The 14463-nt window shown below is 70.3% G+C and carries 12 protein-coding genes and 1 pseudogene; 7 read left to right on the top strand and 6 right to left on the bottom strand.

Features of this window, described 5'->3' with window-relative positions; translation table 11 throughout:
• Positions 1–9: 9 nt before the first annotated feature.
• The 3 genes from AB0F38_RS24960 to AB0F38_RS24950 are packed head-to-tail and all read right to left on the bottom strand — an operon-like array spanning position 10 to position 2492.
• On the bottom strand, positions 10–1431 hold the full coding sequence (locus tag AB0F38_RS24960; protein WP_361897459.1) for a glutamate decarboxylase: 1422 nt from the start codon (positions 1429–1431) through the stop codon (positions 10–12).
• A 15-nt stretch (positions 1432–1446) separates the two neighbouring features.
• Positions 1447–2070 carry an NAD(P)H:quinone oxidoreductase gene (wrbA, locus tag AB0F38_RS24955; RefSeq protein ID WP_361897456.1) on the bottom strand — a complete coding sequence of 208 codons (624 nt, stop codon included), beginning with the start codon at positions 2068–2070 and terminating at the stop codon, positions 1447–1449.
• A gap of 56 nt (positions 2071–2126) precedes the next feature.
• The gene (locus tag AB0F38_RS24950; RefSeq protein WP_361897453.1) at positions 2127–2492 is read right to left on the bottom strand and encodes a YbjQ family protein; all 366 of its coding nucleotides are present in this window, start codon (positions 2490–2492) and stop codon (positions 2127–2129) included.
• Between the two features lie 146 nt (positions 2493–2638).
• Here AB0F38_RS24950 and AB0F38_RS24945 point away from each other — a divergent pair.
• A pseudogene (locus AB0F38_RS24945) lies at positions 2639–3277 on the top strand (VTT domain-containing protein); the annotation flags it as partial.
• Between the two features lie 323 nt (positions 3278–3600).
• Here the strand turns inward: AB0F38_RS24945 and AB0F38_RS24940 are convergent.
• Together AB0F38_RS24940 and AB0F38_RS24935 are read right to left on the bottom strand one after the other, a co-directional pair.
• Positions 3601–5316, bottom strand: a complete 1716-nt coding sequence (locus AB0F38_RS24940; RefSeq protein ID WP_361897450.1) for a threonine/serine exporter family protein — start codon at positions 5314–5316, stop codon at positions 3601–3603.
• Positions 5317–5513: 197 nt separating this feature from the next.
• Positions 5514–6008, bottom strand: a complete 495-nt coding sequence (locus AB0F38_RS24935; protein ID WP_361897448.1) for an inorganic diphosphatase — start codon at positions 6006–6008, stop codon at positions 5514–5516.
• 86 nt (positions 6009–6094) lie between these two features.
• Between AB0F38_RS24935 and dacB the strand changes: the two genes are divergently transcribed.
• The 6 genes from dacB to folE all read left to right on the top strand — a co-directional run bounded on the left by dacB (position 6095) and on the right by folE (position 13720).
• The gene (gene dacB / locus AB0F38_RS24930; RefSeq protein ID WP_361897445.1) at positions 6095–7579 is read left to right on the top strand and encodes a D-alanyl-D-alanine carboxypeptidase/D-alanyl-D-alanine-endopeptidase; all 1485 of its coding nucleotides are present in this window, start codon (positions 6095–6097) and stop codon (positions 7577–7579) included.
• A 48-nt stretch (positions 7580–7627) separates the two neighbouring features.
• Positions 7628–8773, top strand: a complete 1146-nt coding sequence (locus AB0F38_RS24925; protein WP_361897443.1) for a zinc-dependent metalloprotease — start codon at positions 7628–7630, stop codon at positions 8771–8773.
• Between the two features lie 189 nt (positions 8774–8962).
• Positions 8963–10027, top strand: coding sequence for a tRNA lysidine(34) synthetase TilS (tilS, locus tag AB0F38_RS24920; RefSeq protein ID WP_361897440.1), 1065 nt, complete (start codon positions 8963–8965; stop codon positions 10025–10027).
• Positions 10028–10124: 97 nt separating this feature from the next.
• Positions 10125–10664 carry a hypoxanthine phosphoribosyltransferase gene (gene hpt / locus AB0F38_RS24915; RefSeq protein WP_361897643.1) on the top strand — a complete coding sequence of 180 codons (540 nt, stop codon included), beginning with the start codon at positions 10125–10127 and terminating at the stop codon, positions 10662–10664.
• A 207-nt stretch (positions 10665–10871) separates the two neighbouring features.
• Positions 10872–12932 (top strand): ATP-dependent zinc metalloprotease FtsH, encoded by a 2061-nt coding sequence (gene ftsH / locus AB0F38_RS24910; RefSeq protein WP_361897437.1) that lies wholly within the window; start codon positions 10872–10874, stop codon positions 12930–12932.
• A 182-nt stretch (positions 12933–13114) separates the two neighbouring features.
• The gene (gene folE, locus AB0F38_RS24905) at positions 13115–13720 is read left to right on the top strand and encodes a GTP cyclohydrolase I FolE (RefSeq protein ID WP_361897434.1); all 606 of its coding nucleotides are present in this window, start codon (positions 13115–13117) and stop codon (positions 13718–13720) included.
• A 219-nt stretch (positions 13721–13939) separates the two neighbouring features.
• On the opposite strand, the gene AB0F38_RS24900 is transcribed toward folE, so the two are convergent.
• Positions 13940–14422: a DUF3180 domain-containing protein gene (locus AB0F38_RS24900; protein WP_361897431.1), complete on the bottom strand. Its 483-nt coding sequence runs from the start codon at positions 14420–14422 to the stop codon at positions 13940–13942.
• Between the last annotated feature and the right edge of the window lie 41 nt (positions 14423–14463).

Below are 14463 nucleotides of genomic sequence, written 5' to 3'. Positions count from 1 at the left end.
CTCGGGGCCTCAGTGGTGGAACGCGGTCTGCGCGGCCCGGTCGCGGTGCAGCGGATGCGGCTGGCCGCGCAGGTCGGGCAGGAGCCCGCGCACGTCCTCCAGCAGCATCTCCGCGAGGTCCGACGAGAACCCGTTGCGGCAGACCACCCGCAGCACCGCCAGGTCCTGCCGGTTGGCGGGGAAGGTGTACGCGGGCACCAGCCAGCCGTGCTCACGCAGCCGCCTCGACAGGTCGAAGACGTCGTACCCCAGTACGCCGGGGTTCGTCGTCAGGGCGAACACCGGTAGCTCGTCGCCCCGGCTGAGGAGCCGGAAGTCGCCCAGGTCCTCGAACTCCCCGGCCAGCCGGCAGGCCACGTCGCGGGACGCCTGCTGAACGGCCCGGTAGCCCTCCCGGCCCAGCCGCAGGAAGGTGTAGTACTGCGCCACCACCTGTGCGCCGGGCCGGGAGAAGTTCAGCGCGAAGGTCGGCATGTCGCCGCCCAGGTAGTTGACCCGGAAGACCAGCTCCTCCGGGAGCTCGGCCGGAGAGCGCCACAGCGCCCATCCCACACCCGGGTAGACCAGGCCGTACTTGTGCCCCGAGGTGTTGATCGAGCACACCCGCGGGAGCCGGAAGTCCCACACCAGGTCCTCGTCGAGGAACGGGGCCACCATCGCCCCGGACGCCCCGTCCACGTGGACGGGAATGTCGAATCCGGTGTGCTCCTGGAGCTCGTCCAGCGCCGCGCAGAGTTCCGCGATCGGCTCGTAGGAACCGTCGAAGGTGGATCCGAGGATGCCGACCACCCCGATGGTGTTCTCGTCGCACAGCTCGGCGGCTGCCTGCGGGTCCAGATGGAAGCGCTCGCCCTCCATCGGGACCTGGCGCGGCTCGACCTCCCAGAACGTGCAGAACTTCTCCCAGCAGACCTGCACATTGACGCCCATCACGAGATTGGGCCGGGCGGTCGCCGGATAACGGTCGGCGTTCCTGGCCGACCAGCGCCGTTTGAGCGCCAGCCCGGCCAGCATGCAGGCCTCGCTGGAGCCCGTGGTCGAACAGCCCACCACCGTCGCCGGGTCGGGAGCGTGCCAGAGGTCGGCGAGCATCGCCACACAGCGCCGCTCCAGCTCGGCGGTGCGCGGGTACTCGTCCTTGTCGATCATGTTCTTGTCCCGGCATTCGCCCATCAGCACACCTGCCTGGGGCTCCATCCAGGTGGTGACGAAGGTTGCGAGGTTCAGCCGGGCGTTGCCGTCGAGCATCAGCTCGTCGTGGACGAGCCGGTAGGCGGTCGACGGCGGCAGCGGACCGTCCGGGAGGCGGTGCGTGGGGGGCGCCATGTCCATCGAGGCGGTGGGATCGGCCTCCCCGAAGAACGGGTTGAGGGCGAGCCGGCGGTGCTCTTCGGTCGTGGGCGCACCGTGTGAACCCTGGTGGAGCGGCATCGGCGGGTGGTCCCCTCAGTTCTCGGCCGCGAGTCCGGCCTTGACGGCCCGGGTGAACTTCACGACCCGCTCGGCCTGGACCCGGGCGGCTGTCAGGGTCTGCTCACCGACCGGGAGGTCGCCCTGCCCCGAGACATGGGAGGTGCCGTACGGATTGCCGTCGGCGAATTTCGACGGGTCCGTGTAACCGGGGGCGACGACGATGCCGCCGAAGTGGTGGATCGTCTGGTAGAGCGCCAGCAGGGTGGACTCCTGCCCGCCGTGGGCGGTGCTGCTGGCCGTGAAGCCGCTGTAGACCTTGTCCGCGAGCCGTCCTGCCTGCCAGAGGCCGCCCAGGGTGTCGAGGAACTGCTTGAGCTGGGCGGCGACGTTGCCGTACCGGGTGGGCGAGCCGAGGATCACCGCGTCCGCCCAGACCATGTCGTCCGGCGAGACCTCGGTGATGCCCGCGGTCGCCTTCGCGTGGGCGGCCCATGCCGGGTTGGAGTCGATGGCGGCCTGCGGGGCGAGCTCGGCGACCTTGCGCAGCCGCACCTGGGCACCGGCCCGCTCGGCGTCCTTCGCCAGGGCGTGGGCGATCGTGGAGATCGTGCCGGTGGAGGAGTAGTAGACGACGGCGACGTTGACGGACGTGGGCATGCGGGAACCTCCGGGAAGCTGAGCGGGAAGGTGCGGGACGGGTGGTGCGGGACCTGTCAGGAGTTGCTGATCACGGCCGCCGTTCCGTAGGCGCAGACCTCCGTGCCCACGTCGGCCGCCTCGCTCACGTCGAACCGCATCATCAGCACCGCGTTGGCGCCGCGCGCCCTGGCCTGCTCGACGAGCCGCTCCATCGCCTGGTTGCGGGTCTCGACCAGGGTCTTCGTCAGCCCTTTCAGCTCGCCGCCGATCATCGACTTCAGCCCGGCGCCGATCTGGCTGCCGAGGTGGCGGGAGCGGACCGTGAGTCCGAAGACCTCGCCGATGACCTGTGTCACCTGGTAGCCGGCTACGTCGTTCGTCGTGACGACCAGCACGTCCGCCTGGGCCGTCTGCCCCCCGCCGTAATCCTCAATGCCCATGGGATGGCACCTCCTGAGGACAGCTTTGCCCCGGTTCGTCCCGTGCGCATCCTTGCTTACGCCACTGGAACCCAGAGGCCTTCCGCAGCGTTGATAGCTTGGGGCGGCCACGCAGCCGCCATCGATCGATCCTGGAGCCCGGACCCTTGAATACGCTTGCGCTCGGCCCGAGCTGGCTGGACCCGGACTATCTGCTCAACACGTTCGGCCTTCCCGGCCTTCTGCTGATCGTCTTCGCCGAGTCCGGCCTGCTGATCGGCTTCTTCCTGCCCGGCGACTCCCTGTTGTTCACCACCGGCCTGCTGGTGACCACGGGCGATCTGAAGTACCCGCTCTGGCTGGTCTGCACGCTGGTCGCCCTGGCGGCGATCATCGGGGACCAGGTCGGCTACCTCTTCGGCCGCAAGGTGGGCCCGGCCCTCTTCAAGCGCCCGGACTCCCGCCTCTTCAAGCAGGAGAACGTCGAGAAGGCCCACGAGTTCTTCGAGAAGTACGGCCCGAAGTCGCTGGTGCTGGCCCGCTTCGTGCCCATCGTCCGGACCTTCACGCCGATCATCGCCGGTGTGAGCCGGATGAACTACCGCTCGTTCATCACCTTCAACATCATCGGCGGCATCCTCTGGGGTGTCGGCGTGACGGTGCTCGGCGCGGCTCTCGGCAAGATCGACTTCGTGCACGAGAACATCGAGATGATCCTCATCCTGATCGTGCTGATCTCCGTGGTGCCGATCGTGATCGAGTACCTGCGGGCCCGCAGCAGGGCGAAGAAGGAGCGTGCGGCCGAGCGCCAGGAGGACCGGGGCCCCTCGGGCGGCGGCCCGGCCGCGGGACCCCACGACAACGGTCCCGGCCCGTACGGCGGCGGCCCGGCCGCGGGTCCGTACGACGGCGGCCCCTACGGCGGCGGCAACGGCCCCGAGCCGGGTCCGTACGGCGGCCCGGGTCCGTACGGCGGCGGCCAGGGCAACGGTCCGTACGGCACCGGTCCGGACGCGGGCGGCCAGGGCAACGGCTCCGGCCAGCGCGGGCGGCACGCCAAGCGCTGACCCGGCCGCACCCGTACACGCACGGCGCCCTGTCCCCCACGGGACAGGGCGCCGTTCCCGTATCAGAAGCCGCGTGTCCGCTTGGCCGCGCGGCGGGCCGGACCTCCGACCGCGCCCGGCACACGCATGAACAGCCGTGAGATCTCGCTCCCCAGATTCACCCCGATGGCGATGGCCAGTGCCGTCGCCACCGCGGTGGAGAGCGAGGCGAGGCCGGTGTCCAGCTCGTTCTGGGCCACACCCAGCAGACCGAAGTACGTCGCCGAACCGGGCAGCAGGGGGCCGATCGCCGCCGTGATGTACGGCAGCGACGAGGTGTACCGGTAGCGCGAGAACAGCTGACCGAACAGCCCCACCAGGCCGGCGGCCACCGCTGTCGCCGCCACCGGCGAGATGCCGCCGGTGCGGGCCATCGCGCCGTAGATGATCCAGGCCACGCCCCCGTTGAGGGTCACGGCGAGCACGGTGGAGCGCTCCTGCTGGAGCAGGATGGCGAAGGCCAGGGTGAGGGCCATCGAGGCCAGGATCTGCAGCACCGGCCGGTCGTTGGGTACGAACCGGGCCTCCGGGTTCAGCTGGGCACCGAGCTGGACGCCCAGGTAGAGCACCAGCAGTACCCCGGCGACGATGCCGATGAAGAAGTACATGACCTCCAGGAGCCGGGCCCCCGCGGTGATGTAGTAACCGGTCAGACCGTCCTGCACACCGGCGACCAGGGCCCGCCCGGGCAGCAGCGCGAACAGCCCACCTGTGATCACCGCGGACGGCCGGACATCCGTCGAATGGGTGAGGGTCAGCGTGATGCCCATCGCGGCCGGCGGCATGGCCGCGGCCATGAACTGGTAGAACTCCGGCAGCCCGCGCCCGGCGCACAGCCAGGCCAGCCGGTCCCCGAGCATCGCGCCCGCCGCCGCCACGACGAAGACCAGCACACCGCCACCGACCAGCACCGATGCCGAACCGGCGAGCAGCCCGGCGGAGGCGGTCAGCACCCAGCCCGGGTACGGGTGCCGGTTACGGCGGATCTCGGCCAGCCGGCGGTAGGCCTCCTCCAGCGAGACCTCGACGTGCTCCGCCGTCGTGATGTCGTCGATCAGCCGGAACACGGCGGCCAGCCGGGTGTAGTCCGTGCCCCGGCGGCGTACGGTCCTGCTCGCCGTCACCGGGTCCTCGACCAGCGACGGCTGGTGCGAGATGGACAGCAGGGTGAAGGTGACCGTCGGCTCGCACCGGTCGAGCCCGTACGAGCGCGTCACCGCGAACATGGCCGCCTCGACGTCCTCGGCACCCTCGCCGCCCGCGAGCAGCAGCTCCCCGATACGCAGCGTCAGGTCGAGCACCCGGGGCACCGCCGGGCCCGAGTCGTCGGTCTTCTGCACGCTCTCCGGTGCCGGACGCTCGGTCACGGGCATCCGCAGCATCGTGCGCATGCGGTCCTGCCAGGGGGCTTCCTTGGTCAGCCGGACCATCGGAATGCCGTGCGCGGGAGTGAAGACGGGCTGCTGGTGCTGTGCGCTGTACCCGCTGGGCGGGACGAACGCTGAGGCCGGCGCGTCGGCGCCCTGGCCGCTTCCCGGACCGGAAGCGGAACCCTGTCCCGAGCCGGAAGGTGCCGACGGATCCGTGTGCACGCCAAACGGAAGAGCGAATTCCGACGTGGGGTGGTCGTCCTCGGAAGGAGCCGCCGACTGCTCCACGCCGGCCGGCGGGACGAAGGCGCTGCGTGCCTCGTCGGACTGGGGCTTCTGGTCCTCCGGACCGCCCTGTTCCGCCACCACTCGACCTCGTTCCTCCTCGACGGCGTGTTCTGGGAGCGCTTCTGCCCAGTATGGGCACGGACATGGGCCACCACGCACACAACGGGCGGCGCACCGGTGAAGGTGCGCCGCCCGTTGTGTACGGTCAGCGGGGCCGGTCGGCCCGATGTGCCGTAGTCCGCACCGTCCCGCCCGCAAGCGGAACCGGAAGGACTACGTCAGTGCGCGCCGCCCTGCGTCTCGAGACGCTTGTACGAGGCCTCGATCTCGGCCTCGGCCTCGGTGCGGCCGACCCAGTCGGCGCCCTCGACGGACTTGCCGGGCTCCAGGTCCTTGTAGACCTCGAAGAAGTGCTGGATCTCGAGCCGGTCGAACTCCGACACGTGGTGGATGTCGCGCAGGTGCTCCACCCGGGGGTCGGACGCCGGGACGCACAGCAGCTTGTCGTCGCCGCCGGCCTCGTCGGTCATCCGGAACATGCCGATGGCGCGGCACTTGATGAGGCAGCCGGGGAAGGTCGGCTCGTCCAGGATGACCAGCGCGTCCAGCGGGTCGCCGTCCTCGCCGAGGGTGTTCTCTACGAAGCCGTAGTCGGCCGGGTAGCTGGTCGAGGTGAAGAGTCGACGGTCCAGGCGGATCCGACCGGTCTCGTGGTCCACCTCGTACTTGTTCCGCGAACCCTTCGGGATCTCGATGGTGACGTCGAACTCCACGGGTGGCTCCTCCATGATCAACACATACGACTGGTGGTTAAGTGTCCCTCACGCAGACGAGTGCTCGCGAAAGGGGATGGTCAACGGTGGCCGAGCCGGTGGAGAGACCGACGGACGAACCGTTGAACAGGTGGGGCAGATGGAAGGACTCCGAGTACCTGAAGCGGGCGACCGGGTCGAACAACTGGCAGCTGGCCGCAGGCTCCGCGGTGCTCGGCCTGGTGGTCGCCGCCGGTGCCGTCCTGGCCGCCGGTCCCTGGGACTCCGGTCAGCGTAAGGCCGAGCGGGACCGGGCCGCTGCCCAGCAGCGCACAGGTGGCGCACATCACCAACGGGCCACGCCCGCCGGGCCGGAGCCCGCGCCCCGCGCCCCCGCCGTCCTGACGCCACTGGGAGCGGCGGCCGGCCTGACCGACCCGGCGGGTGCGAACAGCCTGAAGACCGTTCTCTCGCCCCTGCTGGACACGCCCGCACTCGGCACCGTACGCACCGCCGTCGTCGTCGACACGGCCACCGGCCGGCAGCTGTACGCACGGGGCGCGGCCACGCCCATGACTCCCGCGTCCACCGTGAAGATCGCCACCGGCGTCGCCGTGCTCTCCGCCCTCGGACCCGGCCACCGCATCGCCACGACGGTGCGGGCGTCGGCGGACTCCCGCACGCTCACCCTCGTCGGAGGCGGCGACCCCACCCTGGACAAGGCCGCCCTGCGAGCCCTGGCCGCCGACACGGCGCGCGCCCTGCGCGGCAGCGGCACCGGAAGCGTCGAGCTGACGTACGACACGTCCCTGTACTCGGGCCCTGCCCTGCACCCGATCGGCCCCAACGAGAACATCACGCCGGTCAGCGCGCTCATGGTCGACGAGGGGCGCCTCGACGGCAGCGACCGGGGACCCGCCCCCCGCACCGACGACCCCGCCGGCGACGCCGCCCGCACCTTCGCCGGTCTGCTCGACGACGCCGGTGTGGCCACCCGGTCCGAGCCCTCTTCCGGGCGGGCCGGCGCAGGGTCCAGGACGGTCGCGACGCACCTCTCGAAGCCCCTCTCCGCCCTGGTCGAGCGTGCCCTGGCCAACAGTGACAACGACATCGCCGAGGCGCTGGTCCGTCAGACGGCCCTGAAGGCGGGTACGCCGGCCTCCTTCGCCGGGGGCCGGCGCGCGGTGACCGAGCGGCTGAAGAAGCTGGGGCTTCCCCTGGCCGGCGCGAACCTCGCCGACGGCAGCGGCCTGGACCGCGCCGACAAGGTGACGGCCGGCCTGCTCACCGGCCTGCTCGCACTCGCCGCAGATCCGGACCACCCCGAACTCCGCCCGGTCCTCACCGGCCTCCCGGTGGCCGGCTTCACCGGGACGCTCGACGACCGCTATCCCGCGACCTCCCGGGGCACCGGTCTGATCCGGGCCAAGACCGGCACCCTCACCGGGGTGAACACCCTCGCCGGGACGGCGGTCGACGCGCAGGGCCGGCTGCTCGCCTTCGCCTTCCTCGCCTCCGGCACCACATCCCCGTCCGAGGCGGAGTCCACCCTGGACACCCTGGCCACCGTCCTCGTCAGAGGCACCCGATGAGCGGCTGACACCCCACCACGGGGCGACCACCTCACGTACGGTTGACGCATGACGAGCATCGGTGGTGCCGAGATGGTCGACTGGAATCTCGCGGTCGCGACCGCGACCCGGCTCGTGCGGCCGGGTCCCGAGATCAGCCGTGAGGAGGCCCGCGCCGTCGTCGCGGAGCTCCGCCGGCATGCCAAGGCCTCGGAGGAGCATGTCCGTTCGTTCACCCGGATGATCCCGGACGGGCACGAACCCGAGGATACTCCGGTCCTGGTCGTCGACCGTGCGGGCTGGATCAGGGCCAATGTCGCCGGTTTCCGTGAGCTGCTGGGTCCGCTGCTCGGGAAGATGCAGGACCGGCGGGGCAGCGGCCCGGGCAACGCCGTGCTGGGTGCGGTCGGGGGCAAGGTGACCGGCGTCGAGCTGGGCATGCTCCTGTCGTTCCTGGCCTCCCGGGTCCTCGGGCAGTACGAGACCTTCGCCCCCGCCACCCGGGAGTTCCCGGCCTCCGCCGACGGCGGCGGCCGGCTGCTGCTGGTCGCCCCCAACATCGTCCATGTCGAACGCGAACTCGCCGTGGAACCACATGACTTCAGGCTCTGGGTGGCCCTCCACGAGGAGACCCACCGCACCCAGTTCACCGGCGTGCCGTGGCTCCGCGCCCATCTGCAGGGCGAGATCCAGTCGTTCCTCGACGAGACCGACATCGACCCGATGACCGTCCTGGAACGCCTCAGGGAGGCCGCCCAGTCCTTCACCGGAGGCAGCCGGCCCGAAGGCGAGCGGGGGGAGGACGGCGACGACGGCGGGCGCAGCCTGGTCGAGATCGTCCAGACGCCCGCGCAGCGCGAGATCCTCGGCCGCCTCACCGCCGTGATGTCCCTGCTCGAAGGGCACGCGGACTTCGTGATGGACGGGGTCGGCCCCGACGTGGTGACCTCCGTCGCCGAGATCCGGGAGAAGTTCCAGCAGCGCAGGGCGCGCGGGGCGAGCCGTCTCGACCTGGCGCTGCGCAAGCTCCTGGGCCTCGACGCCAAGCTGCGGCAGTACCGCGACGGCGAGAAGTTCGTGCGGGCCGTGGTCGACGAGGTCGGGATGGACGGCTTCAACCGGGTGTGGACCTCGCCCAACACCCTCCCCACGAAGGCGGAGATCGCGGCGCCCGCCGACTGGGTCGCGAGGGTGCACCGTAGGACAGATTCATGATCGCGGCCCGCGCGACGACGGGAGAACGCCCCTCCAATCACCCATCCGAGGGACCGTAGGGGCACGGGAAGGCGTGCAATGCTCGATGAACAGCTTGGCTCTGTCACCATCGACGCACTCTGAGTGACGGGACTCCGTCCCGGCGTTCCGAGGCACATCCCCCAGAACTCCACCCGAAGGGCACCGGACATGGGTCCCCATCCTGCGGTCGCGGCGATACGCCTGGCGGTCCGCCGCGTACTCCACGACGTCGTCACCGAATACAACCGCCACACCGAACGCGCGGAGTTCGCCGAAGCCGGAGCCGGCGTACGGCGGGCCGCACTCCCCGACGGGCCCGACACCCCGCTGGTGCTCGTCGCCTGCTCCGGGGGTGCCGATTCCATGGCGCTCGCCTCCGCACTGGCCTTCGAGTCGCGCAAGCTCCCTGTCCGGGCCGGCGGCATCACCGTCGACCACAACCTCCAGCCCGGTTCCGCCCTTCGCGCGGGTGAGGTCGTCACCCGCCTCGCCGAGATGCGGCTCGACCCGGTCGAGGCCGTCGCCGTCAGCGTCGGCCGCGAAGGCGGGCCCGAGGCAGCCGCCCGTGAGGCCCGCTACGCCGCGCTGGACGCCGCCGCCGAGCGCCACGGCGCCGCCGCCGTCCTCCTCGGCCACACCCGCGACGACCAGGCCGAGACCGTCCTCCTGGGTCTCGCCCGCGGCTCCGGCATCCGCTCGCTCTCCGGGATGGCCGCCGCCTCCGGCCCCGAGGGCCGCTACCGCCGTCCCTTCCTCCAGCTCGACCGGCAGACCGCCCGCAAGGCCTGCCTGGTCCAGTCCCTTCCCGTCTGGGACGACCCCCACAACATCGACCCCGCCTACACCCGCTCCCGGCTGCGCCACGAGGGCCTGCCCGCCCTGGAGAAGGCGCTGGGCAAGGGGGTCGTCGAAGCCCTCGCCCGTACGGCCCAGCTCTCCCGCGACGACGCCGACGCCCTCGACACCTGGGCCGCCGAGGCCGCCCGCTCGGTGCGCGACGACGACGGACGGCTGGAGTGCGCCAAGCTCGCCGTCCTGCCGCCCGCGGTGCGCCGCCGGGTGCTGCGACGGGCCCTGATCGACGCCGGATCGCCCGCCGGTTCCCTCTTCGCCCGGCACATCGAGGAAGTCGACCGGCTCATCACGGGCTGGCGCGGCCAGGGGGCCATCAACCTGCCCGGCCGCGTCGAGGCACGGCGGCAGGGTGGCAGACTGGTGATTCGGCAGAGCTGAAGCGCAAGCGGCTGACGTGCAGGCGAGACGCCCGTCCGGCCCTGGGGAAGCCCGGGTCCGGCAGGCAGAGAAAGAGACGCGGGTGAACGAGAAGGACATGGGTACCGACCTTCAGTCGGTGCTCCTCACCAAGGAACAGATCGACGCGAAGCTCGTCGAGCTGGCCGCGAAGATCGACGCGGAGTACGCGGGCAAGGACCTGCTTCTCGTCGGCGTGCTCAAGGGCGCGGTGATGGTCATGGCGGATCTGGCGCGTGCGCTGTCCACCCCCGTCACCATGGACTGGATGGCCGTCTCCTCGTACGGCGCGGGGACCCAGTCCTCGGGCGTCGTCCGGATCCTCAAGGACCTCGACACCGACATCAAGGGCAAGCACGTCCTGATCGTCGAGGACATCATCGACTCCGGTCTGACGCTGTCCTGGCTGCTGACCAACCTCGGTTCGCGTGAACCGGCGAGCCTGGAGGTCTGCACGCTCCTGCGCAAGCCGGACGCCGCGAAGGTCGCCATCGACGTGAAGTGGGTCGGCTTCGACATCCCCAACGAGTTCGTCGTCGGCTACGGGCTGGACTACGCGGAGAAGTACCGCAACCTCCCCTTCGTCGGCACGCTCGCCCCGCACGTCTACGGCGGCTGAGACCCGCCCCGACGGGACCGGCCGAACCCGGCCGGGCTCCGGGGAACCCTCACTGCCCTCCCGCCGTTGGAGCCTTCGAAGGCGGGTTTGTCAGACGTCCCCTGCGGTCGCGGGTGACAATGCTGGGGTACCGTCCGAAGAACAGTCTTTTCTCACAGCAGCATTTACCTACGGGCAGGAGGGACGGGGCGACTTCGCTCCGTATGGATGGACGTGAAGCGATACTTCCGTGGGCCGGTCATGTGGATCGTGCTGGCCGTCCTCGCCGTGGTCGTGTTGATGCAGGTCGTCGGCTCGTCCGGCGGCTACAAGACGGTGGACACCGGCAAGGTGATCCAGGCGATCAGCAAGGACCAGGTGGAGCAGGCCAAGCTGACCACCGGTGACGAACAGATTCTCAAGATCGAGCTGAAGGACGGCCAGAAGCTCAAGGGCGAGTCCGGCAGCAAGTTCCAGGCGAGCTACATCGGTAACCAGGGCGTCGAACTGGCCGACACGCTGCAGCAGAAGTTCGAGAGCGGTGACATCGAGAAGGGTTACACCGTCTCGCCGTCGAAGCAGTCCCCGTTCGTCTCGATCCTCCTCTCGTTGCTGCCCTTCGTCCTGATCGTCGTCGTCTTCCTGTTTCTGATGAACCAGATGCAGGGCGGCGGTTCCAAGGTCATGCAGTTCGGCAAGTCCAAGGCCAAGCTGATCACCAAGGACACGCCCAAGACGACCTTCGCCGATGTGGCGGGGTCGGACGAGGCCGTCGAGGAACTGTACGAGATCAAGGAATTCCTCCAGGAGCCGGCGAAGTTCCAGGCCGTCGGCGCCAAGATCCCCAAGGGCGTCCTGCTGTACGGGCCGCCCGGTACGGGCAAGACCCTGCTCGCTCGCGCGGTCGCGGGTGAAGCGGGCGTTCCGTTCTACTCGATCTCCGGTTCCGACTTCGTCGAGATGTTCGTCGGTGTCGGCGCCTCCCGTGTCCGGGACCTCTTCGAGCAGGCCAAGGCGAACGCGCCGGCGATCGTCTTCGTCGACGAGATCGACGCCGTCGGCCGGCACCGCGGTGCCGGGATGGGCGGCGGTCACGACGAGCGCGAGCAGACGCTCAACCAGCTGCTGGTGGAGATGGACGGGTTCGACGTGAAGGGCGGCGTCATCCTGATCGCCGCCACGAACCGTCCGGACATCCTGGACCCGGCGCTGCTGCGTCCCGGCCGTTTCGACCGGCAGATCGCCGTCGACCGGCCGGACATGCAGGGCCGTCTGGAAATCCTCAAGGTGCACCAGAAGGGCAAGCCGGTCGCGCCCGACGTCGATCTCAACGCGGTCGCCCGTCGTACGCCCGGCTTCACCGGTGCCGATCTGTCGAACGTGCTGAACGAAGCGGCGCTCCTCACGGCGCGCAGCAACAAGAAGCTGATCGACAACAGCATGCTCGACGAGGCCATCGACCGCGTCGTGGCGGGCCCGCAGAAGCGGACCCGGATCATGTCCGAGAAGGAGAAGAAGATCACCGCGTACCACGAGGGCGGACACGCCCTGGTCGCGGCGGCCTCGCCCCAGTCGGACCCGGTCCACAAGATCACGATCCTCTCCCGCGGCCGTGCCCTCGGTTACACGATGGTGCTTCCGGAAGAGGACAAGTACTCCACGACGCGCAACGAGATGCTCGACCAGCTGGCGTACATGCTGGGCGGGCGGGCGGCCGAGGAGCTGGTCTTCCACGACCCGACCACCGGTGCCGCGAACGACATCGAGAAGGCCACCGCCACGGCCCGCGCGATGGTCACGCAGTACGGCATGACCGAGCGCCTCGGTGCGATCAAGTTCGGCGGCGACAACACCGAGCCCTTCGTGGGCCGTGAGATGGGCCATCAGCGCGACTACTCGGAAGAGGTCGCGGCGCTCGTCGACGAAGAGGTCAAGAAGCTCATCGAGACCGCGCACAACGACGCGTGGGAGATTCTCGTCGAGAATCGCGACATCCTCGACGCCCTGGTCCTCGAGCTCCTTGAGAAGGAGACGCTCAACAAGGAGCAGATCGCCGAGATCTTCGCCCCGATCGTGAAGCGTCCGGCCCGTCCGGCGTGGACCGGTTCGGCCAGGCGTACGCCTTCGACGCGTCCGCCGGTGCTCTCTCCGAAGGAGCTGGCCCTGACCAACGGCACGACCACCGCCAACGGTTCGGCCACCCCGGCGGAGATCGCTCCGAAGGACATCACGTCGAAGGACATCGGCACCTCCACGGAGGCCCTCCCGGAGGAGCGTCCCGAGAGCTAGTCCCCTGCCCGACCCGGTGTGGCCCCTGTCACGGGTGCACCACCAGGCCCGGAATGGATGCCGCGCCCCCCAGGTTCTAGCCTGTGGGGGCGCGGCTTTTTCGTATGCCTGCGCCATGCCTGTCGTTCTTCTGGGATGTCCGGGCGGGCCTGCGCAGGTGACAGCACAGGAACGAGGCACAGATGACCGACCCGGTGACGCTCGACGGGCAGGGTTCGATCGGCGTATTCGACGAGAAGCGGGCCGAGTCCGCCATACGTGAACTCCTCATCGCAGTCGGGGAGGACCCGGACAGGGAAGGGTTGCGCGAGACGCCGGGCCGGGTGGCACGTGCGTACAAGGAGATATTCGCGGGCCTCCACCAGGAGCCCGAGGACGTCCTCACGACGACCTTCGACCTCGGTCACGACGAGATGGTGCTGGTCAAGGACATCGAGGTGTTCAGCACCTGCGAGCACCACCTGGTGCCCTTCCGCGGTGTCGCGCACGTCGGGTACATCCCGGCGACCAGCGGGAAGATCACGGGGCTGTCCAAGCTGGCCCGGCTGGTCGACGTGTACGCCCGGCGCCCCCAGGTGCAGGAACGGCTCACCACGCAGATCGCCGAGTCCCTGATGGCCATCCTGGAGCCGCGCGGGGTCATCGTGGTCGTCGAGTGCGAGCACATGTGCATGTCGATGCGCGGCATCCGCAAGCCCGGGGCCAAGACGATCACGTCCGCCGTCCGTGGCCAGCTGCGCGACCCGGCCACGCGTGCGGAGGCGATGAGCCTCGTCATGGCCCGCTGAGCAGGGGTGCCGCGGCACCGATGAGTCCGTGCCGCGGAGGGGGTCCACGGACGTGGAAACGGCCGTCCGGCCGGATCCCCCGGAGCAGCCGGGCCGTCCCGGCGGATGCCGGGCTCCAGGTCTTCGAGGCGCCCGCGCGTGCGGGTGGTGGCCCCGGAGAACCTGGTGGGCGAGGACCTGGACGGGTTCGGAACCGGATCACCTCGGTCGGGGGCCCGGTTAGGCCGTAGCCGTACTCCTGTCGTCGTCCCCGTCCTCCGGGAGCCTGCAGACGCGCTCCAGGAAGACCGCGGCGGCGACGACGGCGATGCCGGCCACGACCGCGCTGCCCGCGTAGATGGCCTGATCACGCCGGGGCGGGATGTCGAGGTAGCCGAGCAGGAAGACGCACGTACCGCCGTACATCCCCGCGACCAGCGCCGCGACGAGGGCACTTGCCTGGCCGAAGACCACGGCACGCGCCGCCATCAGGGGCTCGACGCCCTTCGCACCCGGGCGGCGCTCCCGCTGGGCGCGCAGGCGGGCCCGGATCGACAGGGCCGTGGCGAGCAGCACCACGGCGATGACCGCGAGCACGACGGGCGCGGCGAGCGGCACGCTCGGCAGGCTGCCCAGGGAGTCCCAGAGGCGGGCTCCGCCCCAGGACAGCACGCCGGCTCCGGCGAAGAGTCCGGCCAGGAGTCCGAGCCGTAGTTGCTTCACCGAGAGTGCCGCCCTTCGCCGCCGTTGCCGTGTCGTTCGTC

It is taken from the genome of Streptomyces sp. NPDC025273, from assembly GCF_040638585.1.
Lineage (GTDB): Bacteria > Actinomycetota > Actinomycetes > Streptomycetales > Streptomycetaceae > Streptomyces > Streptomyces cinereorectus.
Note: the sequence above shows the minus strand (reverse complement) of the source record. Positions and strands in the feature narration are given on the sequence as shown.